We start from the raw sequence: 22,507 nt of genomic DNA on the forward strand, positions 1-22,507 counted from the left end.
GTTTTGTGGTCGATGCTGTTGTTGTTATTGTTGTTATTGGGATTGTTTAGGTTTTTGATGAGTTGTTTGATTGGGGGGATGATGTTATTGAGTTGATGGGCGCTGTTATTGAGTCGATTGGCGCTGCTGTCCTCAACGAAGGTTAGAGATTCTGTGGGACGGGTGCAGGCAGTAAAGACTTGGTTAAATGGTGGGGCGAAAGACTCATCGCCTTGCCCCGCTTTGGCACGGTGTGGTTCAGTTTTGGTGGTGATTGGGGTTATTATTTTGTTGGCTTTACCAAAGACGGGGTCGTCAAAGAGGCGGTACAGGACGATGTGAGGGTATTCAAGCCCTTTGATTTCTTCCGGGGTGAAGACTAAGGGGGTACCGAATAGCTCTTTGGCTTTTTCTTTGAATTGCGGGAGGGTGACGACGGCGAATTGGGTGGTTTGCGCTAATTGTTTAAGGTGAGGGTGTTTGTTTAATTCATTGGGCTCTATCCATTCAACGATGCCGGGGTTATTTATTTGTTCATCGGATAGGATGATGCGTGAGTATTCGAGTTTATCGGCGAGTCCACCGGTGACTCGTTGCTTGAGGTCGAGGATGGCATTGGCGACTTTGACCACATGACCTGGGCATCGGTAAGTGACTGGGAGTTCGATGTGGTTAGCGCCTTCGCTCACCAGCAAGGGGCGTTGTGACACGGGGTCTATCAGGCTTTGGTTGCTGTCCATGCAATAGGCGATTTGGCCGTTTTGTGCGGCACGGCGGAGGTTTTTAAGTTGGAGACCGGAGAGGTCTTGGGCTTCGTCGACGACAATGAGGTCATAGAGGTCTTGTTGTTTGAGGGTATGGAATTCGGGGTTAAAGCCGGTATTTTTTTCATCATCGTGGCTTTTTTTATAGTTGGCGTAGGCCTCGATAAGCCATTGCCGCTCATGGTCATTTTTAAATTGGTCATGCCTTGCGCTGATGCCCTGGGGGTTTTCGGGGAGGAAGCCGCTTAAATAGCGAAAGGCCTGATAAATGGATTCGGTGTTTTTGAGAAAGTCCTGGAATTCCTTTGCTAAGATTTTTTTGGCGGCTTTAGCCTTGTTGTTATAGCTTCCGATGTAGTGATTGAGCCAGGTCATGAAGCTGGCTTTATCCTGCGCTTTTTTGTCCTTCAGTTCTTTCGCTTGCTGTTCAATGAATTGCTGATAAGTCAGGAACTGCACCTGTTTTCCGGCTTCGGTTTGCGAGGCGGGTAATTGCTCCCACATGCGCTGCAAGGTTTGGGCTAAATTGGCGGATTGGGTGATGTAGAGCAGGGGTTTTTCCGGGGCGTAGATGAACTGTGTGACCGCCTGCTCAAGGATAGCGAGGGCCACACAGGACTTGCCTGAGCCGGCCGCGCCGCTGATGACGGCGGGGAGTTGGGTTTTTAGGGCTTTTTCCTGCGCATCGCTTAAGGTGATGAAAGTCTGGTTATAGAAGGTGACTTTCTGGTATTCAATGGTCTCTTCTTCCTCTTTGGACTTAGGATTAGCCCACAGAGGCGGCAGGGCGTCGGCCTTGACGAAGGCCAATTCCTCTTTTGCCAGGGCTTTAAGCACATTCTGTTCTAAAAACTGGCGTAAAACCTGAGGCTTTAAAAAGCGGCTTTTGTGGTAATCGTGGTTTAAGACCACGTCTAAAAGCAAGAGGCAGGATTTACCTTTGACCGTGACGGTGCTAAACAGCAAACGGTCGCTTTTGTTCACCCGCACACTGTACACGTTATGGCCAGCGAGCTTTTCCAAATCCGCTTCTTTATAATCGCCATTTAACAGCTTGCTGATGATACCCTGATATTGGTTTAAATCCTCACTGTTACCTAATACGTCTTGCCAATATAATACTTTTTGCACGAATTGATTCCAAATATTCAAAATGAGTGAATATTATTCAGTCATTGTTTAATGATCAAGCAAATAGCGGGGTATAAGGCAGGATTAGGATAAAACCGATAATTTTTGTATAAAAACTTTGCAAATTGCATTCTGAATGTGATATTATGATTCCCTAATCAAATAAGAATAGGCATTTGCCTATCTGCTTCGTGTTTTCAGAAATGAACAGCTAACACTATAGCCACCCTGGATGTGGCGTCAGATAAAAGCAACTCACTCATGGTTCATGATGAGTTATTCAAGTTTAAAAAATGAACCCGGATTCATTGGATCCTATCGGGTTTCTGACAAAAAAATGGTAATTAACTATGGTAAGCAATCAGTTCTATCTATTCCGCAATCGTTCCTTCAGCCTGTTTACCGCCAGCTGCATGATGGCTATGTTTGGTAATGGCCTGACTTACATCATTATGGTGTGGACCTTGATGCATTTCAGTGCCTCGGTGGTGTCTACGGCCTTGTTGATGACTTGCTTTTGGCTGCCTAATGTCTTGCTTGGGCCGTTTTTTGGTGTGATAGCCGATCGCTACAACCGTAAATTCCTGTTGTTGCTGGCCAATGGTTTGCGCGCCGCCTGCCTGTTTGGCTTTGGTTTTCTGGCGCAAAATCACATGTCGGCTTTGTCTATTTATGTCTTAGCCGCGGTGATTGGCAGCCTGTTGGCTGTGTATATCCCGGTTGCCATGACTTTTGTCAGGGAAATTGTTGATAAAAAGGATTTGCTTTATGGCAATGCGACGGTGGATATTGCCTATGAAATCGGAGCGGTTTTGGGCATGGGCGGTGCCGGTTTGATTCTGGCCATGACCTCATCGTCCGCCTGTTTTATTATTAATGGCGTCTGTTATTTGTTTGCCATGCTGCTCCTGTTTGGTATCCAATACCGCCGCAATCAGGACGAAAAAGAGAATACAGATTCGTTATACACCCAATTCATAGAAGGTGGTCGTTATGTTGCGGCCAACACTCCCTTGCTGCTTATTTATTTGGTGCAGGGGTTATTCTTTGTCTGCATGATGACGGCGCCGGTACTGCTCGCGCCTTATGCAAAAGAAATTTTGCACAGCAATGTCACCCAGTTTGGCTGGCTTGAAGCCATGTTTTCTTTAGGGATTATCATTGGCGGATGCATTAGCCCCTGGCTGGCAACGCGCTTTTCCATACCGAGAATTATTCTGCTGCAGGTTATCCTGGGTATTGCCTCGTTTTATTTATTCAGCCATACGCAGAATACCCATATGGCTATTTTTTACCATTTTCTGATCGGTTATTCTTTTTCAGCCTGGGCTTTGTTAACGACGCTAGCACAGGAAATGACGGCCCTGGAATTTCAGGGCAGGGTCCAGTCTCTGTTTAACAGTGTTTCAGGCGTGGTGATTATTCTGTTTTACTACCTGCTGGCGCAATGGAAAAGCATTCCGGTTAACCAACTGTACTTTGGCGAGATGGGGTTGTTGTTGGCTGCGGGGGGCTTTCTGCTGTTGATGACCTTGAGTCAGCGCCGCCGTGATTAAGGAACGAGAGCGGGTAGCTTCTGGGTGATTTTAAATAGATGGGATGCACCCTGGATGCCGCGGACAAGCCGCGGCACGTCGTGAAGCAGCGAATGGTATTCTTTGTCCTGCGTGCCGCATATGCTCTTTTCCCTATCCCTACGTACCGCGCATATGCTCTTTTCCTTATCCCTACGTACCGCGCATATGCTCTTTTCCTTATCCCTATGTACCGCGCATATGCTCTCTTTTCCTTATCCCTACGTACCGCGGCTTGTCCGCGGTATCCACAGCAGAGCAAGATGCGGGGCTTAAGATTCCACGCAATGAGTAAGGCGTTCAAGATAGCGATTGATGATATCGCGTATCGGTTTTGCCAGAGCCAGTGCAGTGGCGTCCACGGCGTCAAACCATTGGCCGCCTGGTTTTTTAAGCGCTTTGTTTGTCACCGCCTGGGTATGAACAAGATGCGCCTCCATGTGTAAATGAAAATGACTGAACGTGTGCTTGATGAACGTTAATTTCTCGGTTTTAAGGACATCAAAACCATAGTGGTCATGGAGAAAGGGCTGCACAGGGCTCTCTATATCCAAACTGGGCAGGCACCACAGGCTGCTCCACAAACCGGACGGCGGATTTTTTTCAAGATAAATCTCATGATTATCACGGCAAAGCAATAAGAATTGCCGATGCCTAACGGGCAGGATTTTTTTCTGATTTTTAAACGGGTATTCACTAACCCTCTCATGAGTAAAAGCAAGACAGGTTGTCTGCACCGGACAACGGTGGCACGCCGGGTTTTTACTGGTGCAGCAAGTCGCGCCCAAATCCATAATCGCCTGCGTGTAATCGGCACACCGGTACTTTGGCATGCAGTCACCGGCCAATTGCCAGAGTTTATTTTTGACATCGGCTTTTTCCAGCCTGCCGCCTATCATAAAGTAACGGCTCAATACCCGTTTGACATTACCGTCCAGGATGGCCGTGGGGTGGTTAAAGGCCTGGGAGGCAATGGCTGCTGCCGTCGATGGACCAATACCAGGCAGTTGGGTCAAGGCGGTGAGATCGTCCGGAAACGCGCCGCCATATTGGCTGGCAACAATTTGAGCGGTCCGATGCAGGTTGCGCGCCCGACTGTAATACCCAAGGCCTGACCAATGCGCCATCACCCGGTCTTCGCTGGCAGCAGCCAATTCGTAAACGGTGGGGAAGCTTTGCATAAAACGCTCAAAATAGGGGATAACGGTTTGTACCTGCGTTTGCTGCAACATAATTTCCGAAACCCAGACACGGTAGGCGCTGCGCGGATGCTGCCAGGGCAAATCCTTGCGGCCATGTTGGTCATACCAGGCTAGGAGCGGCAGGCTGAATTGGTCAATCAGGGACTTATGCATGTCAGTGAAAGATAGCTTTTAATTGATGGTGAACCGCTTTAATCGGCATCGCCAGGGTTTCTGTTATGAGGGTCTGCGTCAACAAGGGATTAATTTTTTCCATATCCGGTACGATCAAGGGTTCAATGATGGTCCCCTTCACCAACAGAGGAATGGCGCCTCCCAGCAATTGCTGGATTTTATCGGCTTTGTCGTTTTTAAAGAGCACGTGAGCCAGGAGATTGCCGGACAGGGAATAATCAAGCAGGTTCATTTGACCGCCACCCTTCAATTGCAAACGGTTGGTCTGCAGAACAAATAAATGGCTATTTAACAAACCGTTGTCAATGCGGTATTGCGACGCCATGAGTTTAAAATCGGTGTTGCCCTTAAAGAAAGCCGGGTTAGTCAAGGTATCCTCGGGTTTAATCGGCTGGGTTACATTCGCTTTATTGATAAAAAGCGTACTAATTCGGGAGTTTGCCGCCTGAATCATCTGATTGACATTAAGCGCCATCAAGGCTCCATCCTTGACCGTGATATTGCCTTTGCCTTTAACGGACTGAGGCCAGGTGAAATTCTTAAGATCAATTTGGGTATGCAGGGAAAAATCAAGACGGCCTTTCAGCAGTTTTTTGGCAAACAGATCATGAATCAGTTTGTTGCTGTCCAGATCGGTTGCCGTCTGATTGACGTGGAGCTCTGCCTGTTGCGGATCATAGTGCAAATCCCCCACTGATTCGCCGCGATAAAGGCTCAAGGTGAGGGGATTTAAATCCAGCACCCCTTCTTTATAGGAGGTATTTGCCTGCATGCGGTCGATTTTAAATTGGTGAATACCTAAATCCAGCAGCGTCAATTGACCAAACACCGGCCAGGATTTAAGCGCTGCGTCCGAAAACCACTGCGGCCCAATCCGGGTGTTTCCTTTAAATACCAGTTGCGTATGTGCATACGGTTGACCCTGCTTGCTCAAGGCGATTTTACCTTTTAACTGGAAGGGAAAAAGTTGCTGGCTCAGGTTAAATTGTTCCGCGCCGATTTGTAAACCGGAGATGATCATTTGAGTCTGGTCGCCTGTTAAGACCAGTTTACCGTGGCTAAGCATTAAGTTTTTTATGGCGAATTGATTTGCCAGGGAATCAACCGCACGGGGTGGTTTTATCCCGGTCGTAAGTGGGGTGCTGCCTCGGCGTTGGTTAATCTGCATGGTAAAGCCATCGACGTTCAATTCGCTAAAAACAAGATTGCCCCGTAATAATTGCGTCAGCTTAAGGTTAAGCAGGAGGTTATCGATGGTAATGGCCAAGGGCTTGGGGTTAGCGGCATCGCCAATCTCGACCTGTGTTATCTTGATTCGCGGGCGGGGGAACACATGCCAGCTCACGTCCCCTTTAATCTGGCCGGACTCATTTGTCAGCTGTTGCAGTTCGGCATTAACATAAGCCTTGATGGTGTCTGGTTTCAGCGAGTTGACTATTCCCCACATGATGATACAAGCCAGCAGCAGTGGAATCAAAAGAGCAAGCACCAGTTTTTTAAGGGTGGTCATGATTTAACAACAGAATAAAAGCCGCAAGCATATACAATACGCTATGGCTGTCAAGTGAACCAAAATTTTATGTACGGTCAGGGCAGCTTCCAAGGCGCATCCTTTGCTTTTTCAGGAGGGGGGGATGGGTGGGCAGTTAAAAAAAATCTATTGCAATTTAATTTCTATAGAGGTAACCTGATAGTCTTCCCTATAAGAAAAGGGGAGACAAGGCGTTTTGATTTTGCTTTAGTTTTACTCAGGATGAGTCAATTAAAACAAGGAGAGCGTCATGCAACCAAGTCAATGGGAAATAATTGTTCTCAAACCCACCAAGGTTTTTTTATCTTTCCTGGCCGCTCAAATAAACGACATCGATTTACCCGATTTACGTTTACTGCAAACAGACAATACGGCTTATGTTATAGCAAAACAAACAAATGATGAAGAGACTTTAAACGAAATTGAACGTCATTTTCCTACAATGTTCAGACACGAAATCTGCCGTTGGTTGGGAAAAGATGCACGTAACGACATCGAAGGAAGTTTCCTGGATTTTCTCTGCTGCTTTAAGTTTGAACTGCATTCCCATATTGTGTTGATGGAAAATTCAGTCGCCGAAGGCCGCCAACTCCTCCGCGTCAGACCCCGCTCGGTGTTATTAAAATGGATGAAAACCACGGTTGAGGATGATCATGAGTTATCCAATGTGCTTGAACGGGTCAATATTTCCCATCTGGCAGAAAATGCGACGGTGGTGATTAAAAACTTCGATCGCTTAGCCGACATTAAACCCTTCTTAAAAGAGAATTACCGCCCCATTTTCGAAGCCGAGATGCTGCGCATGTGCGACCGGGAAGAACAGTGGCCTGAGATTGATTCCTACCAGGCATTCAGCCGCTATTTTACGGTCGATATCCACACTCAATTGATTCACTTGCAATAAGGAGCGTGAGCATGGAACCAGTCACTATTGCTATTATCTGCGCGGCAGTATTTGGAGTAGTCGGGATTCTGGCCGCTTTTATTCGACAATTATTAGTCAGCCGGGATAAAAACTTAAATGACGAGGCGCAGTTGCGTGCCCTGGCTCAGGAGGCGGAAGAATTAAACAAACTTCGCCAGCAAATGGCCAGCAACAAGCGGTTTGATTCCCATTATCAGGCCTTGGGATCCAATAAGGAAGCCATTCAGTACCTTGATCAAAAGATTGAAGAGATTCTTAAAAAGAAAGAAGCGTTGATCCACCGCTACGGTGAAGTCGCGATTAAAGAGTCCGAGACCATCATTTGCGGCGAACAAGCACCTGGACGCAAGGAAGCCTGCGATAAGCTAAAACGTGAAATCGATAAGGAAATCGAGTTTTATGACCATGAGCTCGCTCTGCTGCAAAAACGCCGTGCGGCGCTTTGGGATAGCCATGCCGAACTGCAGGATTACCTGCTTGATCAGGAAGGGCGGCGCAATCGCCACCTCGATACCATTTATCAGCGCCACACAGGATTATTGGAAAAAATTTACCTGCGCCATAATTACAATAGCGAGCATGTCGCCCGGGACAGTTTGAAATCAACCACTTCGACATTTAAAGCGGCGCTCAAGTTGCCGTTTGAATTCCTGCTGGGTTTTTTCAGAATATCCAATGGCATTGATCCGGAACAGGCTAAAAAAGAAACCCAACGACGTGAAGACGTTGCCGATGCGGAAACCGATATTAATGAAACCGATGAGAATGCCAAAGATGAAACCAGCGATAATTCAGCCGATGACGACACGTCGGATGAAAAACCGACTCTTGGCAAAAGCACCAAGAAAGTGGAATTCGCTGTGAATTGATCGACATGCTTATCGCCCTCTCCCCAGGAGAGGGGGCCAATCGAAATGATACCCCCCTTATAACTTCTCCGCCTTTCCGGTGAGGGGGTGTCTATCAAAATATCACCTTCTCTCCAAATAGTTACGTTTTTTAATGGTCAAATGCATTAAAATAGTGCATAATTCAACCAATGATATCAGAGGATGATCCAAGTGGTTTATATTAGGCGTGACAAGAGCGGTCGAATCACTGCAATTGCCGAGCAGGGAGAAGGTCCGGCAGAACAGCTGCGGCTCGATAATCCGGAAATTATCGAATTCCTGAGTCGTTGTGAGGGACACGAACGGTATAAACTCATCCAGTCCGATCTGCAATTGATCCGGGTTTTGGAAGACTTGATTGACGTTTTAATCAGTAAAAATATAATTACGATAACCGATTTTCCTAAATCTGTTATTGATAAGTTATTGGCTCGCCAGAGTATTCGCAAACGTTTAACTGGCGCTATTGGTATGGAGTTTGGGGATGAGCAATAAATTTTTTCGCAGTGCCGTTTTTTTGTTGTCGCTGCTGTTTTTACCTTCACTTAATGCAACCAGCCTTAATGACCTGCTGCCCAATGAGCGAAATACCATTGAGGTGTTCCAACGCTTTTCACCCAAGGTCGTTTATGTGCATCGCTTAGCCAATGTCATTAAACCGACAGCAAATCATGCTTACCAGAAAGCACATGTCCCTGCGGGTGCGGGTTCAGGGTTTATCTGGGATGATAAAGGGCATATTGTGACCAATTACCATGTTATCCATGGCGCTGATCAATTAAATGTAACCATTGACAACAAGACGGTACCGGTCAAGGTGATAGGCTCTGAGCCCCGCAAAGACATTGCGGTATTACAAATTACGTCACCGCAGGTGCTGGAAAAATTAAAAGGCTTTAAACCATTTGAGTTAAGCCGTACTGGCAATCTGCTGGTAGGACAAAAAGTAATCGCCATCGGTAACCCCTTTGGGCTTGATCATAGCCTGACTGTTGGGGTTATCTCCGCATTGGGCCGTCAGGTGCCTGGCGCGGGCGGCGTGACTATCCGTGATATGATTCAAACCGATGCGTCAATCAATCCTGGTAATTCGGGCGGCCCCCTGTTGGACTCAAAAGGCCAGTTAATTGGTATGAATACCGCTATTTATTCCAACTCCGGTTCCTCGGCAGGTATCGGCTTTGCCGTACCGGCGGATGACATCCAGCGTATCGTGCCGCAATTGATTAAAAACGGCCGGGTCGTTCTGGCTGGTATTGGCATTCAGCGTGTTGAACCCAGCATCGCTAACCGTCTTGGTATTGTCAAAGGTATTCTGATTGCTGATGTACTGCCTAACACACCGGCGGCTAAAGCAGGTTTGCGCGGGACCCATCGCGACAACTGGGGACGTATTCAACTGGGCGACATCATTGTTGCGCTGAACGGCCATCCCGTAAAAAATTACGATGCGCTTTATAATCTGCTGACGGATATTAAAGTGGGCGACACCGTCAATTTGACCATTAACCGCCAGGGTAAGCAATTGACCCAAAAAATTAAAACGATTGATATTGCCGCTTATTAATTGTTCGTTGATGTCGGGCTTAGCCCGACACCGGCGTTAATAACCGTATTGCTCGCGGTAAGCCTGCATGCGTTTCACTTCCTCCGTTGCTCCCTCGCCATTCAGGTACTCCACCAAATCAAAAAAAGTGACGATTGATAATACCCGGATGCCCTGGGCTTCAATTTCCGCCACCGCTGAGGTATGGCCTGCACCGCGCTCGCAACGGTTAAGGGCAATCACGACAGTGGTTAAATGTCCACCATGGGTTTGGATGTGGTGTTGCGCCTCGCGAAAGGCCGTGCCTGCCGAGATCACATCGTCAATCATAATGGTATTGCCAGAAAGCGGGGCGCCGATTAATTGACCGCCTTCGCCATGATCCTTGACTTCCTTGCGGTTAAAGGTGACCGTGGTGTTAACACCGCGTTCAGCCAGTGCGATAGCTGTGGCTGTGGCTAAGGGGAGGCCTTTATAGGCAGGCCCGAACAGGTGCCGGCAATCAATTTGATGATCGATAATGACCTTGGCATAAAAATGACCGAGATGTCGCAATGCGTCGCCTTGATAAAACAGGCCGGCATTAAAAAAATAAGGGCTTTTTCGTCCGGATTTAAGCGTAAACTCACCAAATTTGAGTACATTGCAGGCTATGGCCATGCGAATAAATTCATTTTTAGAGTAAGCCATCATAGAATTGTTCATACTGTTCAAAATAGCGGGCCTCCACCTCAATATTAAAAAAAATCGTTAACAATCAACAAAAAACTGATATGCTAAGAGTATGTCAGTTGGGTCTGGCATGACGACGTATCCATTGTAGCGCAAATTTGATGGTATCAGGGTATTCCTTATGGGTTGTCCGCGCAATTTGAACTGGAGTGGATGCTAAAGTATTAGATCTACCCTTCCAGGTAGAGGAGCTAAAGACAAAGGGGATAGTGAATGTCGCAAAGAGAAAGTGGCCATGTTAAATGGTTCAATGAAAAAAAGGGATTTGGATTTATTGTCAATCAGCAGGGTGATGACATATTTGTACATTATAAAGATATCCAAGGCTCTGGATTTAGAACGCTCCATGAAAACGATACCGTAACTTTTATTCTTGACAAAGGTCCTAAGGGATTTAAAGCCCAGGATGTCGTCATTGTCAGCGAATAAGTCTTTGCGAATGCTGCAGATAACTTAAATCTGCAGCAGCTCATTGCCTTGGCTTGACCACCCCGCTTAAGAATCGCTATGATCATATTTCCATGATTGTGGCAGCGGGGAATCGAAGTGAATGCTAATGAACGGGTCGCGGTGATCACTGGCGCTGCCAGCGGTATTGGTTTGGCATTAACCCAGGCTTGTATCAGGCGAGGTATCCATGTCGTCATGGCCGACAATGCCGTCAGTACTCTCTGTGATCAGGTGGAGCAACTCAGTGCTGCAACCAGCAATGACGTGCTGGGGGTAGTTTGTGATGTGTCGCGCCCTGACAGCTTAAGGCATCTGGTCAAACAAACCTTCGAACGTTTTAACCGCGTGGACATGTTGTTTAATAACGCGGGCATCAGCGGCCACTTTGCTCCCATATGGGAATTAACCAGCGAACACATCCGTAAAGTCATGGATGTAAATCTTTTCGGCGTTATTCATGGGTTGCAGGCGTTTTTACCGGTTCTGTTCAAGCAAGAGCATCCATCCCATGTCATTAATATGGCCAGTTTCTATGGATTATGCAGCGGCTCGCAGATGGCGGCTTACGCCATGTCCAAACATGCCATCGTGGCCTTGTCTGAATCCCTGCATTTTGATTTGCAGCGATTGCAAAAGCCGGTGACTGTTTCTGTTGCCTGCCCATCCTTTGCCAATACGTCGTTGTTAACCAATTCCGCGCCGCTTCATACTGATACGCTGCATACGATGCTTGAAGAGTTAATTGCCCGCAGCCGCCCTGCCGAAGACGTGGCGGAACATATCCTCAACGAAGTCGAGAAAGGGACTTTTTACATATTGCCTGATCGGGAGGTAAAGGAGTATTGTGAACAACGTACCCGGGCGATTGTTGAGCAACAGCCGCCCCATCAACATAGTCTGGAAAAAATTATTGCATCATTAAGCCACCGTGCTGCACAGCGGGGGGAGAAAACCAATCAATGATGGGTCATTGGTAGAGGTTTCAAACGGGCGCTAAGACTGGCGCTAAGGAAAAAACATGAAAACCGCATTATCCGCTTTTATTTTAACCATTTTTTCGGCTTGGGCTTTTGCCGACGATTACAAAGCCTACTGGCGTTGCGAAGATGGGCATCTGGAAGCCATGGAGGCGCATGCGAAATTAAATGGACAAGATACACCCCTGTACATCCACTACCAATCGACAAAACAAACAGCCTTGGAATCTACTCCCATCAGTTTGCGAAGCCTGGTGAGTATGCCGGTCAGTACGCAACACAGCGATTTTGTTGTTCTTGGGAGCAAAAGGCAATGGTTACTGAATTGCGTAGGCGAAGTACACCATAATCCTGTTTATCATCATGGCAATCTGATTTTCAATGTCGCACGCAATGCTTACAGCTGCCCGTTGATTCCCCAGGAATGCCAGCCAAAACCAGGCCGCTAAGCCAGACAAGAGAGCTGGCTCGAGGGTGTTAAGCTATCAAAGAAACTGCCCTGGCTGTTTTTCTTTTTCCTCAGGGGCGGGCAATATGGCGGGGGCACTTGCAGCCTGTCTTAGCATCGGTTTTTCAGGCAGAGGGTAACTTGTTGGTCTGTAAAACTGCCAGGCTATGGCATCTGATTTTTTATCTTCACCGACAGGCGTGAGTGCTTTGCCCGCTTTTAGTCCTTCTTCTGGGGTTGTAAGTATGACTGCCGAAGCGCTTGCCTCATCGCCGGCACTCAGGCTTTTCGAGGCCTGCTCGCTTGATTCTGAATGACTATGGGAAGACTCTGAAGAGTGTGGTTGTGAGGGCAGCGGTGTTGCAATCTGCCTTAAAAAAAGAGAGCCGTGATTTTCCAGTGTGGGTTTTGAAAACGATTGCCAGGACGGGCTTTTTTCAAGCGCAATCTCATCAGGAGCCATGGGTTGAGCCAGCGGTGTAACGGCTGCGGGTATTGGTTGGGTGGCCAGAAGCTGGCAGTCGCTGATGCAATCCAACGTGGCTGTCAGTACAAAATTACTTTCTTCTGCTTCTTTATAGGTTCGAACCGGCCTACCCTTGGTGTTAGCGGGGGATTTCTTCTGGAACTGCAGGGATTCCAGTGTGTCTGCCGCAAGGCGTTTGACGGTCGCTTTATAATGCTTGTCAATTTTACCGGTACCTTGAATAGGGGGGTAATCGTTCAGGGAGCCTTCGCCACAATAACGTTTAAGATGCAGGCAAAGATTATCGGGAAGTCGATGCGGATTTTGTTTGAAATAGGCATGGAGCTTGTCGAGAATATCGTTCCGGTCATCATAAAAATAAAAATCGAGGGTGTCCTTGGAATGCTTTTTGGCAAAGCGATGAATTTGAGCATAGAGGACTGTCAGTTTGCTTTGGTCATGCAGCCAATCCTTAAATGGTCCTTTTTTTATCTTTTCCTCATCGTAATCGACACCCTCGTTTGCTAATAATGAGATGGCCTCATTAAAGGATTGCCCTGCTTTGCGCTGGTGGTAAAGATCGGTTAAAAGGAAGCGATCCAGTTTGACTTTATGCCTGCCTTTAAAATAGGCGGCTAATGCTATAAGGTGAGGGAAGGCGGAGCCGGTTTTATTGCGGTAGGCATTGGCTCGGTCATCACTCACGGATTGGCGGTTGGTTCCGGCATAGAGGGTGGTGCCTTCATAACCTTCTGCATTATTTGCAATCTGATCGAGCAGGCTTTTATTGGCTCTAATGACATCCTTATGTTGATGGAAATCATCGTTAAAAATAGCCCCGTCAAAATCCAGTGAAATCGCACGAATTAAAGCCATAGCGTCTCGTTTCAGTAAAAAAAAGACCTATTAAACCATAAAATTGCTCTAAATTGTAGCAATTTGCACTTAAAAACGGATAATTTGACTTTGCTTGTTATTACCAGTAAGTTGCTCCCACTTGCCGTAAGAAGGGAGACGCATGACCTTGAGCGAAGTTTACCTGTTGAAAAAAAGAAAATTTTTGCCATTATTTATTACTCAGTTTTTTGGGGCCTTCAATGACAATGCCTTTAAACTGTCCATGCTAACCTTAATCAGTTATCACCTGGCCTCGTCGCAATCGCATTCTGAATTTTATCAGGCTCTATCCGGCGCCTTATTTATTCTTCCTTTTTTTTTATTCTCAGCGACCAGCGGGCAATTGGCGGATAAGTATGATAAAGCCATGATGACAAAGATTATCAAGGTGTTCGAGTTGGTGCTAATGGTCATAGGTAGTGTTGCCTTTAAACTCCAAAGCATGACACTGCTTTTGCTGGTGCTGATGGGTATGGGCATCCATTCTACTTTTTTTTGCCCTATTAAATATGCCATCCTGCCTGATCATTTGGCCCGCGAGGAATTATTGGGGGCCACGGCCTTGATTGAAGCCAGCACGTTTATTGCTATCCTTCTCGGCACAACCCTGGGCGCTCTGACCATTGGCACGACCCATTCCCATGTAGGGTATGCCATTGGGCTGGTTATCAGTGCAGCCCTGGCTGGATTGGTGGCCAGTTGGTTTATTCCCCCGGCACCCGGCAAGGCCAGTGTGGCGATTGATTGGCATGTCTGGCGGGCCACCCTCACCATGATGCGATTGACCTTTGCCAATCGTGTCACACTGCCAGCCATACTGACCATTTCCTGGTTTTGGCTGATTGGGGCGGTTATAACAACCAAGCTGCCTGATTATACCCATTATGTGCTGCGCGCGGATACGACCGTTTTCGCACTGTTTCTTGCTTTATTTTCCATAGGTATTGCCTTGGGCTCACTCAGCATTGGCCATTTCCTTAAAGGGATTATTACGTTGAAGTATGTACCGCCCGCCATGCTGCTGTTGTCTTTGTTTGCGATGACTCTTTATTGGATAACGCCTGCCGTGGATGAACAGTTGCCTTTGCAGTCGCTGGGTCGCTTTTTGCTGCATTTTTCCAACTGGCTTGTGGCGTTTGATTTCTTTCTGTTTGCATTTTCCGCAGGGCTTTTTATTGTACCGCTGTACACGTTCATTCAAGTCAGTTGCCCTGAGCACGAGCGTGCCCGCACAGTGGCCGCCAACAACATTTTAAATGCTCTGGCCATGGTCGTAGGCAGTGTGTTATTAATGATTCTTATTCATTTCAAAATGAGCATCGCGTTTCTGTTTTTATTGCTGGGCGTCTTCAATGCCATTGCGGCCATGGTATTGTGGTGGGGTATCCGCCGTCATTAATCCGGGTTTGCGATGAACCCACTCAACAAACCCGGCAAAGTCTCTACCCTAGCCAGTCTCTGGCTGGTAAAAAATCGCTGTACAGACGACCCTCGGGAGAATCAGGCTCCGGCTGCAGATTGTATTGCCAATAGACTTCTGGCGGTAAGGACATGAGAATGGACTCTGTCCGGCCGCTGGATTGCAGGCCAAACAGGGTGCCTCTGTCGTAAATGAGGTTAAATTCGACGTAGCGACCGCGCCGGTACAGCTGGAATTCCTTCTCACGTTCCCCATAGGGTGTATCTTTTCGTCGCGTCACGATGGGTTGATAGGCTTTGAGGAAGTGATCGCCTACACTGCGCATCAAGGCGAAGCTGTTATCAAAACCACCTTCATTATAATCATCGAAGAAAAGGCCACCGATGCCGCGCGCCTCATTGCGGTGCTTGATGTAGAAATAACGATCGCACCAGGCTTTAAGACGAGGGTAAAGGTCTTCGCCAAAGGGTTGGCAGGCGTCTTTGGCGGTTTGATGCCAATGGCGGCAATCCTCTTCGAATCCGTAATACGGGGTTAAGTCAAACCCACCACCAAACCACCATACGGGCGGCTGGCCTTCTTTCTCAGCCATAATAAAACGTATATTGGCATGTGACGTGGGAACGTAGGGATTTTCAGGGTGAATAACCAAAGAAACACCCAGGGCCGAGAACTGCCGGCCGCTTAGCTCCGGACGAAGGAGGGTGGCTGAAGACGGCAAACTTTCTCCATGCACATGAGAAAAATTAACGCCGGCTTTGGCAAACACGTTGCCCTTTTCGAGCACGCGGGATAATCCGCCGCCACCGCCTTCCCGCTTCCAGGTATCTTCAATAAAAACACCTTTACCATCAATGGCTTGCAAAGATTGGCAGATTTCTTGCTGTAATTGCAACAGATACGTTTGTATTTGTTCTTCAGCATCCAGAGGGAGAGGGAGACTATGGTTGCTCATAAATTGCTCGCTGTAATCAGTATTCTTGGCACTGGCTATGCTACCAAATAACCGGTATTTGGCATAGCAATTGCTTTGTTAAACGTAAGTCAGCGTGAGGAGGGAGCATGACAATTGATTTGGACAGCTATCTGGGGGTACATGCCAAAGCGTTACTGATCCGCGACCAGCGGGCATCGCAACTGGCAAACAACCTGGCTAATGCTGATACACCCAATTACAAAGCAAGAGACATTGATTTTAATGAGACGTTAAAACAGGCTATGTCGTCATCATCAGCTGGCAGGATGATTACTGACCAACCTGGTCACATTGTGGCCAAAAATGGCTATTCGTCTCAAATCATGTACCGAATTCCAACCCAATCGTCACTGGATGGTAACACAGTGGATAAAGACATAGAAACAACGGAGTTTTTGCGTAACTCCTTATCGTACCAGGCCAGTTTAACGTTTTTGGACAGCAAGATAAAAAACATGATGTTGGCATTGAGAGGGGAATAAGGTATGTCATTGAATACGATATTTGATATTGCCAGTTCTGGATTAGTTGCTGAAACGACCCGTATGTCAACCAGTGCCAGCAATATGAGTAATGCCAATGTGGTGGCCGGTAACCCGGATGATGTGTATCGGCCCCAGTATCCGCTTTTTCAATCCATGCAGGAGCAGGCGAATCTGTCCGTACGCAATGCTATTGCCGGAAGCGCAGCAGCGGGAGTGCAGGTGGCCGGGATTTATGAAAGCGAACTCGAACCGGTTCTTCGCTACGATCCCAGCAATCCTCTCGCAAATGAAGCCGGGTATGTGTACGTACCCAATGTCAATTTTGTCGAGGAAATGGCGAATATGATTTCGGCTTCACGGGCTTATCAAGTCAACCTTGAAGTGATTAGCTCCGCCAAACAGCTTATGCAACGAACACTACAGTTGGGACAGTAAGGAGTTTAAATTATGGCTTCCATTAATGGCATCAATACCAGTGTGAACATGCCTGGTGTACCGACTACCAGCGGTAATCAGAGCCTGGGACAAAAAGATTTTCTACGCTTAATGATTGCTCAGGTACGTAATCAGGACCCCATGGACCCAAAAACAAATGGCGATTTTTTGGCGCAATTGGCTCAATTCAGTACTAATGACGGTATCGCTCGTATGGAGCAGTCCATTACCCAGTTGGCTTCGTCACTCCAGTCCAATCAGGCACTTCAGGCTTCAGCTTTAGTCGGCCGCAAGGTACTGATACCCAGCAGCACATTTAAGCTGGGTGCTGAAGGTGAGGCGAATGCTGCTGTTGACCTTCCGGCACCAGTATCAAATCTGACCGCTTCCATTTACGGTGAGAATGGTGAGTTAGTCCGTACTATCCCCCTGGGGACGCATGAATTGGGCCTATTCCAATTCGGCTGGGATGGCATGAATCAAAAAGGTGAGCGTATGCCCTCCGGTAAATACACCATCAAAGTGACAGGTAATTTCCAGGGCCAGGAAGTGGCTTTAAAAACCATGGTGGCTGCCAATGTTGACAGCGTTAATCTCGGCCAGAATGGTGAGGGCGTTCGATTGAATGTGGCCGGTATTGGTTCAGTGGCTTTAAGCGACGTTCGTCAAATTACTGCCTGATAAGCAGTCAATGCGTTTTATTGATTTTAATTGGAGGATAACGCTATGGTATTTGGAACAGCAATCAGTGGTCTTCAGGCTGCGACCAGCGACTTGGAGGTTATTGGCAATAACATCGCTAATGCCTCCACAACTGGCTTTAAAATGTCCAGAGCAGAATTTGCTGATGTTTATTCCACTGGTGCTTTCGGCGGCGGCCGGTATGCGATAGGCAGCGGTGTGCGCCTTTCCCGCGTTCAGCAAATGTTTGGTCAGGGACCTTTATCATTTACCAATAACAGCCTGGATTTAGCGATTACCGGCTCCGGATTTTTTACCCTAAGCAGCGGGGGGACACGCCTGTATTCCCGTGCTGGTTCATTTGGTGTCAGCAATGATGGCTTTGTGGTGAATGCTTCGCAACAACGGCTGGTGGGCTACCAGGCGGATGCCAGCGGCAACATCACCACCACGGTTGGCGATTTAAGCATTAATACGTCAAACGTACCGCCTAACGCCACCACCAATGCCCAGGTGGGTGTGAATCTCTTTGCCAACAGCACGCCACCGTCAGTGGCCTGGGTTGGAGGGGCTACGCCGGCTACGGATACCTATAATAACCCCACGTCATCGACCATTTATGACAGTTTGGGTAATTCCCATGTTTTGACCATGTATTTTATCCGTGCCGATGCGGCCGCTGCCGCGGGTACACCCAATGCAGCCTCTCCGCCGGGTACTCAAAACCAATGGTATGTCGCGTTTCAGATCGATAACCAGAACGTACCGGCTAACGTGGGTCCCAACAACACCGATAACCTGTTTCGGGTCAATTTCAATGATGACGGCACCTTTGCCAGTGCGACAGATACAGCCAACAACCCCTTGGCCAATAACCTGATTCCATTGACCCAGACCTTAAGTAATGGCGCCCAGCCATTGAATTTTACGGTTGATTTTTCTGACAGCACCCAGTTCGGCAGCCCGTTCGCCGTGCAATCCAACGTGCAAAATGGCGTGACAACCGGCCGTCTTGAAGGGCTGGATGTTGATGAGGAAGGGGTTATTTTTGGACGCTATACCAATGGTCAGTCACGGGCCATGGGGCAGGTGTTGTTAGCGAATTTTTCAAACCCTGACGGTCTGCAAAGCATCAGCGACAACAACTGGGCTGAAACATCCTCTTCAGGGCAACCGCTGGTCGGTGTCGCAGGTACTGCAAGCCTTGGTTTGATTCAATCGGGAGCGCTCGAAGGATCTAACGTGGATTTGACAGCGGAACTGGTCAAGATGATAACCGCTCAGCGTAATTTCCAGGCAAACGCGCAAGTGATTCAGACTGGCGATGCGATGGCGCAGACCATTATTAATATTCGTTAATAGGGCACTTACTGCTGGTCACTCATAAGAATAATAAAGACGGGAGTAAATGATGGAACCTATTTTATATAATGCGATGCATGGTTCGCAGGTTAATTTTGACCGCCAGAATGTGACTGCCAATAATTTGGCTAATGCCAACACCCCTGGCTTTAAAGCTGATTTATTCCAGGCAGAATCCATGTTTGTAGTGGGCCCTGCTATTATCGATCAGGCTCTACCCATCGAAGAGGCGAACGGCACTAATTTTTCCCAGGGCGGGATAATGACTACTGGCCGCGATTTGGATGTGGCGATTCAAGGCCCGGATGGTTGGTTTTCGGTGCAGGATGCCCAAAAAAAAGAAGCCTATACCCGTGCCGGGGATTTTCACTTAACATCGACCGGGATGCTGGTAACGGCCTCTGGACTGCCGGTTTTAGGCGATGGCGGGCCAATTTCCATTCCCCCTGCGAAAAGCATTAACATAGGCAATGACGGCACTATTTCCATTGTGCCCCTGGATGGCGATCCGCGTGAAGTCTCGGTAATCGATCGTTTGAAGGTTGTTAAAATTGAACCGAAGAATCTGACCAAGGGCCTGGATGGCTTAATGCACCTCACCGGCGGCGCTGCCGTACCTGATCCAGCCATCCGTGTCGTCAATGGGGCGCTTGAAGGCAGCAACGTCAATGCCGTTACGGAAATGGTCAACATGATAGCCGCTGGCCGCGAATTTGAAGCCCAGCTTAAGGTCATGCAGACGGTGGATGAAAACGCCCAGAGATTGGCACAACTATTGCAAGAGTAAGGCAGCAATTCAGTATTCAGTAGGCAATGACAAGGAATAGCTATGGAACCAGCACTATGGGTCAGTAAAACCGGTCTTGATGCGCAATCCGAAAACATTACAAACATCGCAAATAACCTTGCCAACGTTAGCACCACCGGATTTAAAAAAGGACGTGCCGATTTTGAGGATTTAATTTACCAGAACCTGCGTCAGGCTGGTGCCTTGTCGACGCAAAATACCGAAATCCCAACAGGGATCTATATGGGAACCGGGGTACGTCTGGTCGCTAACCAGAAAATCTTCACCCAGGGACCTATTCAAAATACCAATAACCCGCTGGATGTTGCCATTCTTGGGCGCGGTTTTTTTCAGGTGCTCTTACCCGATGGTACCCAGGCTTATACACGCGATGGCACATTCATGCTGGATTCGCAAGGGCAAATCGTGACTGCGAACGGTTATGTGGTGCAACCGCCCATTTCTGTTCCTGAACAGACGCAAAACATTACTATCGGTTCGGACGGAACCGTCAGCGTAGTCGTTGCCGGAAACAACGTACCTACCCAGATTGGTACCATGCAGCTGACGGATTTTATTAACCCCGGCGGATTGCAGCCCATCGGCCAGAACTTGTATCTTGAAACCGTAGCCAGTGGGGCTGCGCAGACGGATAACCCTGGGAATTCGGGACTGGGCTTGCTACAGCAGGGGTCGCTTGAAGCGTCTAACGTCAATGTGGTTGAAGAATTGGTCAACATGATCCAGGCACAACGAGCCTATGAAATCAATGCACGAGCCATTGAAACCGTTGACAGCATGATGCAATTTTTGACTCAGACTCTTTAATTAGGTAGTGACCATGAGGACTAAAGGATGGGTTGTAACTTTATCGATGGCCAGCCTGCTTTCGGGTTGTGAACTGTTAAATCCTCCGGCCCCAGGCAACTCGCCGGATTTTGCTCCCACCTATCCCGTAACCCCGGATAACAAGCAGGGCCGGGTGACTCAGGGGGCAATTTATAATGCGGAAACCGCCTTGCCATTGTTTGAAACGCCAAGGGCGCGTCATGCCGGGGACATTGTGACTGTGCTTTTGGTCGAGAAAACCGATGCTCAGAAAAAAGCGACAACCATGCAGACTAAAAACGATAAAAGCCAGATCGTCAATGGCTCTTTTCTGGGGCGGCCGATTGCGCTTGGTGCGGGTTACAGCCTCGACTTTGACTTAAACGCCAAACGGCAATTCATGGGAGATGCTCGGTCCATTCAGAACAATAAGTTGGCCGGCAGTATATCCGTGACTGTGGCAAAAGTGTTGGCCAATGGTTCCATGATCATCCAGGGTGAAAAATGGGTATCCATTAATCAGGGGCATGAATACGTGCGCGTGTCGGGGATGATAAGACCTCAGGATATCAGCCCTGACAATACGGTCCGCTCCGATCGCATTGCCAATGCCCGCATTGCTTACGGCGGTACAGGTCAGGTTAATAATGTCAATGCCCAGGGGTGGTTCTCACGATTCATCTGGGGCCCCTTCTTCCCTGAATAACAGGGGAGGGATAATACAGGATAGGGCTATGCGTAAATGGAAGGCGACATTACATGGGATTTGCCTGCTGTTGCTGGTTCATACCGCGGCAGCAGAACGCATCAAGGACGTGGCGAATTTAGCCGGGGTTCGCACCAACCAGTTGATTGGTTATGGCCTGGTTGTCGGACTGGATGGTACCGGCGATAAGTCCGGAACGCGCTTTACTGAACAAAGCTTTGGCAACATGCTGACGCAATTAGGCATTAATATTCCTCCCGGCACCAAGCTCAATTCCAAAAACATTGCCGCTGTTATCGTCACCGCCAACCTAACCTCGTTTATGAAAAAAGGCCAGACCATGGATGTCAATGTCTCCTCCATTGGCGATGCGCAAAGCCTGCGCGGTGGTACTTTGTTGATGACGCCTCTGAAAGGGGCTGACGGTCGGGTTTATGCCATGGCGCAGGGGCATTTGGTGGTCGTGGGGTTAAGCGTCACCGGTGAGGATGGCACCAATGTCACCGTCAACGTACCGAGTGGTGGCCGCATACCCAATGGGGCGACAGTCGAAACCGATATCCCCAACCCATTCTATTTTTCAAAGACTTTAACCTACAACCTGAATTCACCTGATTTTACCACGGCACGTCGAATGGCCGATGCCATCAATCAAACCATGGGTCCGGGCACAGCAAGGCCCATTGATGCGGCCTCGATTGAAGTCACCGCGCCGAGACGGATGGGGCATCGTGTGGATTATGTTTCTGTTCTTGAGAATATCGAATTTACACCAGGCGAAGCGGAAGCCAAAGTGATTGTCAATCCGCGTACAGGAACCATTGTCATTAATCAACTGGTTCGCGTGAAGCCAGTGGCTGTTTCACATGGTAACCTGGTGGTGACGGTCACTGAAAACCCCTTAGTCAGCCAACCCAATCCTTTTGCGGCTGGCAACACCGTGGTGACGCCTGAAAGCCAGATTGATATTTCCCAAAAATCACGGACTTTTGTGTTCGCTCCGGGCGCCACATTGCAGGAACTGGTGAAAGCCATTAATGCTGTCGGCGCGGCACCGGGTGATCTCATTGCCATCCTGGAAGCGTTAACGCAGGCTGGCGCTTTAAATGCAACGATTATCATCATCTAGCATAAAAGGTGA

At 48.1% G+C, this 22,507-nt stretch carries 23 protein-coding genes; 17 read left to right on the top strand and 6 right to left on the bottom strand.

The genetic code is table 11. The features are described 5' to 3' along the window. The coding region (locus Lery_RS15545) for a DEAD/DEAH box helicase (protein WP_193392313.1) at positions 1-1,874 on the bottom strand (1,874 nt) is incomplete at its 3' end. A gap of 350 nt (positions 1,875-2,224) precedes the next feature. On the opposite strand from Lery_RS15545, the gene Lery_RS11790 reads away from it, so the two are divergent. Further along, a complete protein-coding gene (locus tag Lery_RS11790; RefSeq protein ID WP_082657204.1) occupies positions 2,225-3,430 on the top strand; it encodes an MFS transporter in 1,206 nt (401 codons plus the stop codon). Between the two features lie 290 nt (positions 3,431-3,720). Here the strand turns inward: Lery_RS11790 and mutY are convergent, their stop codons facing one another. Beyond that, a complete protein-coding gene (mutY, locus tag Lery_RS11795) occupies positions 3,721-4,803 on the bottom strand; it encodes an A/G-specific adenine glycosylase (protein ID WP_058527452.1) in 1,083 nt (360 codons plus the stop codon). 1 nt (position 4,804) lies between these two features. Next, complete coding sequence (locus Lery_RS11800) at positions 4,805-6,334, bottom strand: AsmA family protein (RefSeq protein WP_058527453.1); 1,530 nt, start codon at positions 6,332-6,334, stop codon at positions 4,805-4,807. 271 nt (positions 6,335-6,605) lie between these two features. Between Lery_RS11800 and Lery_RS11805 the strand changes: the two genes are divergently transcribed. From Lery_RS11805 to Lery_RS11820, 4 genes are all read left to right on the top strand, one after another. Further along, positions 6,606-7,259 carry a hypothetical protein gene (locus Lery_RS11805; protein ID WP_058527454.1) on the top strand — a complete coding sequence of 218 codons (654 nt, stop codon included), beginning with the start codon at positions 6,606-6,608 and terminating at the stop codon, positions 7,257-7,259. An 11-nt stretch (positions 7,260-7,270) separates the two neighbouring features. Further along, positions 7,271-8,149: a hypothetical protein gene (locus Lery_RS11810; protein ID WP_058527455.1), complete on the top strand. Its 879-nt coding sequence runs from the start codon at positions 7,271-7,273 to the stop codon at positions 8,147-8,149. Positions 8,150-8,341: 192 nt separating this feature from the next. Beyond that, positions 8,342-8,665 (top strand): hypothetical protein, encoded by a 324-nt coding sequence (locus Lery_RS11815; protein WP_058527961.1) that lies wholly within the window; start codon positions 8,342-8,344, stop codon positions 8,663-8,665. After that, on the top strand, positions 8,655-9,737 hold the full coding sequence (locus tag Lery_RS11820; RefSeq protein WP_058527456.1) for a S1C family serine protease: 1,083 nt from the start codon (positions 8,655-8,657) through the stop codon (positions 9,735-9,737). The genes Lery_RS11815 and Lery_RS11820 overlap by 11 nt, the downstream gene beginning before the upstream one ends. A 36-nt stretch (positions 9,738-9,773) precedes the next feature. Here the strand turns inward: Lery_RS11820 and pyrE are convergent, their stop codons facing one another. Beyond that, a complete protein-coding gene (gene pyrE, locus Lery_RS11825) occupies positions 9,774-10,406 on the bottom strand; it encodes an orotate phosphoribosyltransferase (RefSeq protein WP_058527962.1) in 633 nt (210 codons plus the stop codon). Between the two features lie 255 nt (positions 10,407-10,661). Between pyrE and Lery_RS11830 the strand changes: the two genes are divergently transcribed. The 3 genes from Lery_RS11830 to Lery_RS11840 all read left to right on the top strand — a co-directional run bounded on the left by Lery_RS11830 (position 10,662) and on the right by Lery_RS11840 (position 12,324). Beyond that, positions 10,662-10,877: a cold shock domain-containing protein gene (locus Lery_RS11830; RefSeq protein ID WP_058527457.1), complete on the top strand. Its 216-nt coding sequence runs from the start codon at positions 10,662-10,664 to the stop codon at positions 10,875-10,877. 117 nt (positions 10,878-10,994) lie between these two features. Then, on the top strand, positions 10,995-11,861 hold the full coding sequence (locus Lery_RS11835) for an SDR family NAD(P)-dependent oxidoreductase (protein ID WP_058527458.1): 867 nt from the start codon (positions 10,995-10,997) through the stop codon (positions 11,859-11,861). Between the two features lie 55 nt (positions 11,862-11,916). After that, positions 11,917-12,324, top strand: a complete 408-nt coding sequence (locus tag Lery_RS11840; protein ID WP_058527459.1) for a hypothetical protein — start codon at positions 11,917-11,919, stop codon at positions 12,322-12,324. A 36-nt stretch (positions 12,325-12,360) separates the two neighbouring features. On the opposite strand, the gene Lery_RS11845 is transcribed toward Lery_RS11840, so the two are convergent. Further along, complete coding sequence (locus tag Lery_RS11845; protein WP_058527460.1) at positions 12,361-13,665, bottom strand: hypothetical protein; 1,305 nt, start codon at positions 13,663-13,665, stop codon at positions 12,361-12,363. A 142-nt stretch (positions 13,666-13,807) separates the two neighbouring features. On the opposite strand from Lery_RS11845, the gene Lery_RS11850 reads away from it, so the two are divergent. After that, positions 13,808-15,085: an MFS transporter gene (locus Lery_RS11850; RefSeq protein WP_058527461.1), complete on the top strand. Its 1,278-nt coding sequence runs from the start codon at positions 13,808-13,810 to the stop codon at positions 15,083-15,085. A 43-nt stretch (positions 15,086-15,128) separates the two neighbouring features. On the opposite strand, the gene hemF is transcribed toward Lery_RS11850, so the two are convergent. Next, on the bottom strand, positions 15,129-16,061 hold the full coding sequence (gene hemF / locus Lery_RS11855; protein WP_058527462.1) for an oxygen-dependent coproporphyrinogen oxidase: 933 nt from the start codon (positions 16,059-16,061) through the stop codon (positions 15,129-15,131). Positions 16,062-16,168: 107 nt separating this feature from the next. Between hemF and flgB the strand changes: the two genes are divergently transcribed. From flgB to Lery_RS11895, 8 genes are read left to right on the top strand one after another with little or no spacing between them, the layout of a single operon-like run. Further along, positions 16,169-16,564, top strand: a complete 396-nt coding sequence (gene flgB / locus Lery_RS11860) for a flagellar basal body rod protein FlgB (protein WP_058527463.1) — start codon at positions 16,169-16,171, stop codon at positions 16,562-16,564. 3 nt (positions 16,565-16,567) lie between these two features. Continuing rightward, on the top strand, positions 16,568-17,002 hold the full coding sequence (gene flgC / locus Lery_RS11865; protein WP_058527464.1) for a flagellar basal body rod protein FlgC: 435 nt from the start codon (positions 16,568-16,570) through the stop codon (positions 17,000-17,002). A 12-nt stretch (positions 17,003-17,014) separates the two neighbouring features. Beyond that, positions 17,015-17,683, top strand: coding sequence for a flagellar hook assembly protein FlgD (locus tag Lery_RS11870; protein WP_058527465.1), 669 nt, complete (start codon positions 17,015-17,017; stop codon positions 17,681-17,683). A 45-nt stretch (positions 17,684-17,728) separates the two neighbouring features. After that, a complete protein-coding gene (gene flgE, locus Lery_RS11875) occupies positions 17,729-19,042 on the top strand; it encodes a flagellar hook protein FlgE (RefSeq protein WP_058527466.1) in 1,314 nt (437 codons plus the stop codon). Positions 19,043-19,094: 52 nt separating this feature from the next. Then, on the top strand, positions 19,095-19,832 hold the full coding sequence (gene flgF / locus Lery_RS11880; RefSeq protein WP_058527467.1) for a flagellar basal-body rod protein FlgF: 738 nt from the start codon (positions 19,095-19,097) through the stop codon (positions 19,830-19,832). A gap of 42 nt (positions 19,833-19,874) precedes the next feature. Continuing rightward, the gene (flgG, locus tag Lery_RS11885; RefSeq protein WP_058527468.1) at positions 19,875-20,660 is read left to right on the top strand and encodes a flagellar basal-body rod protein FlgG; all 786 of its coding nucleotides are present in this window, start codon (positions 19,875-19,877) and stop codon (positions 20,658-20,660) included. A 13-nt stretch (positions 20,661-20,673) separates the two neighbouring features. Beyond that, on the top strand, positions 20,674-21,366 hold the full coding sequence (locus tag Lery_RS11890) for a flagellar basal body L-ring protein FlgH (RefSeq protein WP_058527469.1): 693 nt from the start codon (positions 20,674-20,676) through the stop codon (positions 21,364-21,366). Between the two features lie 28 nt (positions 21,367-21,394). Beyond that, on the top strand, positions 21,395-22,495 hold the full coding sequence (locus Lery_RS11895; RefSeq protein WP_058527470.1) for a flagellar basal body P-ring protein FlgI: 1,101 nt from the start codon (positions 21,395-21,397) through the stop codon (positions 22,493-22,495). Positions 22,496-22,507: the final 12 nt, after the last annotated feature.

This window comes from Legionella erythra, assembly GCF_001467615.1.
Classification (GTDB): domain Bacteria; phylum Pseudomonadota; class Gammaproteobacteria; order Legionellales; family Legionellaceae; genus Legionella_C; species Legionella_C erythra.

What these genes read in the sequence shown, in the direction of transcription:
- flgF (WP_058527467.1), top strand. Translation starts at nt 19,095, where the DNA reads ATGGAACCTATTTTATATAATGCGATGCATGGTTCGCAGGTTAATTTT.
- Lery_RS11810 (WP_058527455.1), top strand. Translation starts at nt 7,271, where the DNA reads ATGGAACCAGTCACTATTGCTATTATCTGCGCGGCAGTATTTGGAGTA.
- flgE (WP_058527466.1), top strand. Translation starts at nt 17,729, where the DNA reads ATGGTATTTGGAACAGCAATCAGTGGTCTTCAGGCTGCGACCAGCGAC.
- Lery_RS11820 (WP_058527456.1), top strand. Translation starts at nt 8,655, where the DNA reads ATGAGCAATAAATTTTTTCGCAGTGCCGTTTTTTTGTTGTCGCTGCTG.
- flgC (WP_058527464.1), top strand. Translation starts at nt 16,568, where the DNA reads ATGTCATTGAATACGATATTTGATATTGCCAGTTCTGGATTAGTTGCT.
- Lery_RS11890 (WP_058527469.1), top strand. Translation starts at nt 20,674, where the DNA reads ATGAGGACTAAAGGATGGGTTGTAACTTTATCGATGGCCAGCCTGCTT.
- flgG (WP_058527468.1), top strand. Translation starts at nt 19,875, where the DNA reads ATGGAACCAGCACTATGGGTCAGTAAAACCGGTCTTGATGCGCAATCC.
- Lery_RS11870 (WP_058527465.1), top strand. Translation starts at nt 17,015, where the DNA reads ATGGCTTCCATTAATGGCATCAATACCAGTGTGAACATGCCTGGTGTA.
- Lery_RS11840 (WP_058527459.1), top strand. Translation starts at nt 11,917, where the DNA reads ATGAAAACCGCATTATCCGCTTTTATTTTAACCATTTTTTCGGCTTGG.
- Lery_RS11790 (WP_082657204.1), top strand. Translation starts at nt 2,225, where the DNA reads ATGGTAAGCAATCAGTTCTATCTATTCCGCAATCGTTCCTTCAGCCTG.
- pyrE (WP_058527962.1), bottom strand. Translation starts at nt 10,406, where the DNA reads ATGGCTTACTCTAAAAATGAATTTATTCGCATGGCCATAGCCTGCAAT.
- Lery_RS11805 (WP_058527454.1), top strand. Translation starts at nt 6,606, where the DNA reads ATGCAACCAAGTCAATGGGAAATAATTGTTCTCAAACCCACCAAGGTT.
- Lery_RS11845 (WP_058527460.1), bottom strand. Translation starts at nt 13,665, where the DNA reads ATGGCTTTAATTCGTGCGATTTCACTGGATTTTGACGGGGCTATTTTT.
- Lery_RS11830 (WP_058527457.1), top strand. Translation starts at nt 10,662, where the DNA reads ATGTCGCAAAGAGAAAGTGGCCATGTTAAATGGTTCAATGAAAAAAAG.
- Lery_RS11895 (WP_058527470.1), top strand. Translation starts at nt 21,395, where the DNA reads ATGCGTAAATGGAAGGCGACATTACATGGGATTTGCCTGCTGTTGCTG.
- Lery_RS11800 (WP_058527453.1), bottom strand. Translation starts at nt 6,334, where the DNA reads ATGACCACCCTTAAAAAACTGGTGCTTGCTCTTTTGATTCCACTGCTG.
- mutY (WP_058527452.1), bottom strand. Translation starts at nt 4,803, where the DNA reads ATGCATAAGTCCCTGATTGACCAATTCAGCCTGCCGCTCCTAGCCTGG.
- flgB (WP_058527463.1), top strand. Translation starts at nt 16,169, where the DNA reads ATGACAATTGATTTGGACAGCTATCTGGGGGTACATGCCAAAGCGTTA.
- hemF (WP_058527462.1), bottom strand. Translation starts at nt 16,061, where the DNA reads ATGAGCAACCATAGTCTCCCTCTCCCTCTGGATGCTGAAGAACAAATA.
- Lery_RS11850 (WP_058527461.1), top strand. Translation starts at nt 13,808, where the DNA reads ATGACCTTGAGCGAAGTTTACCTGTTGAAAAAAAGAAAATTTTTGCCA.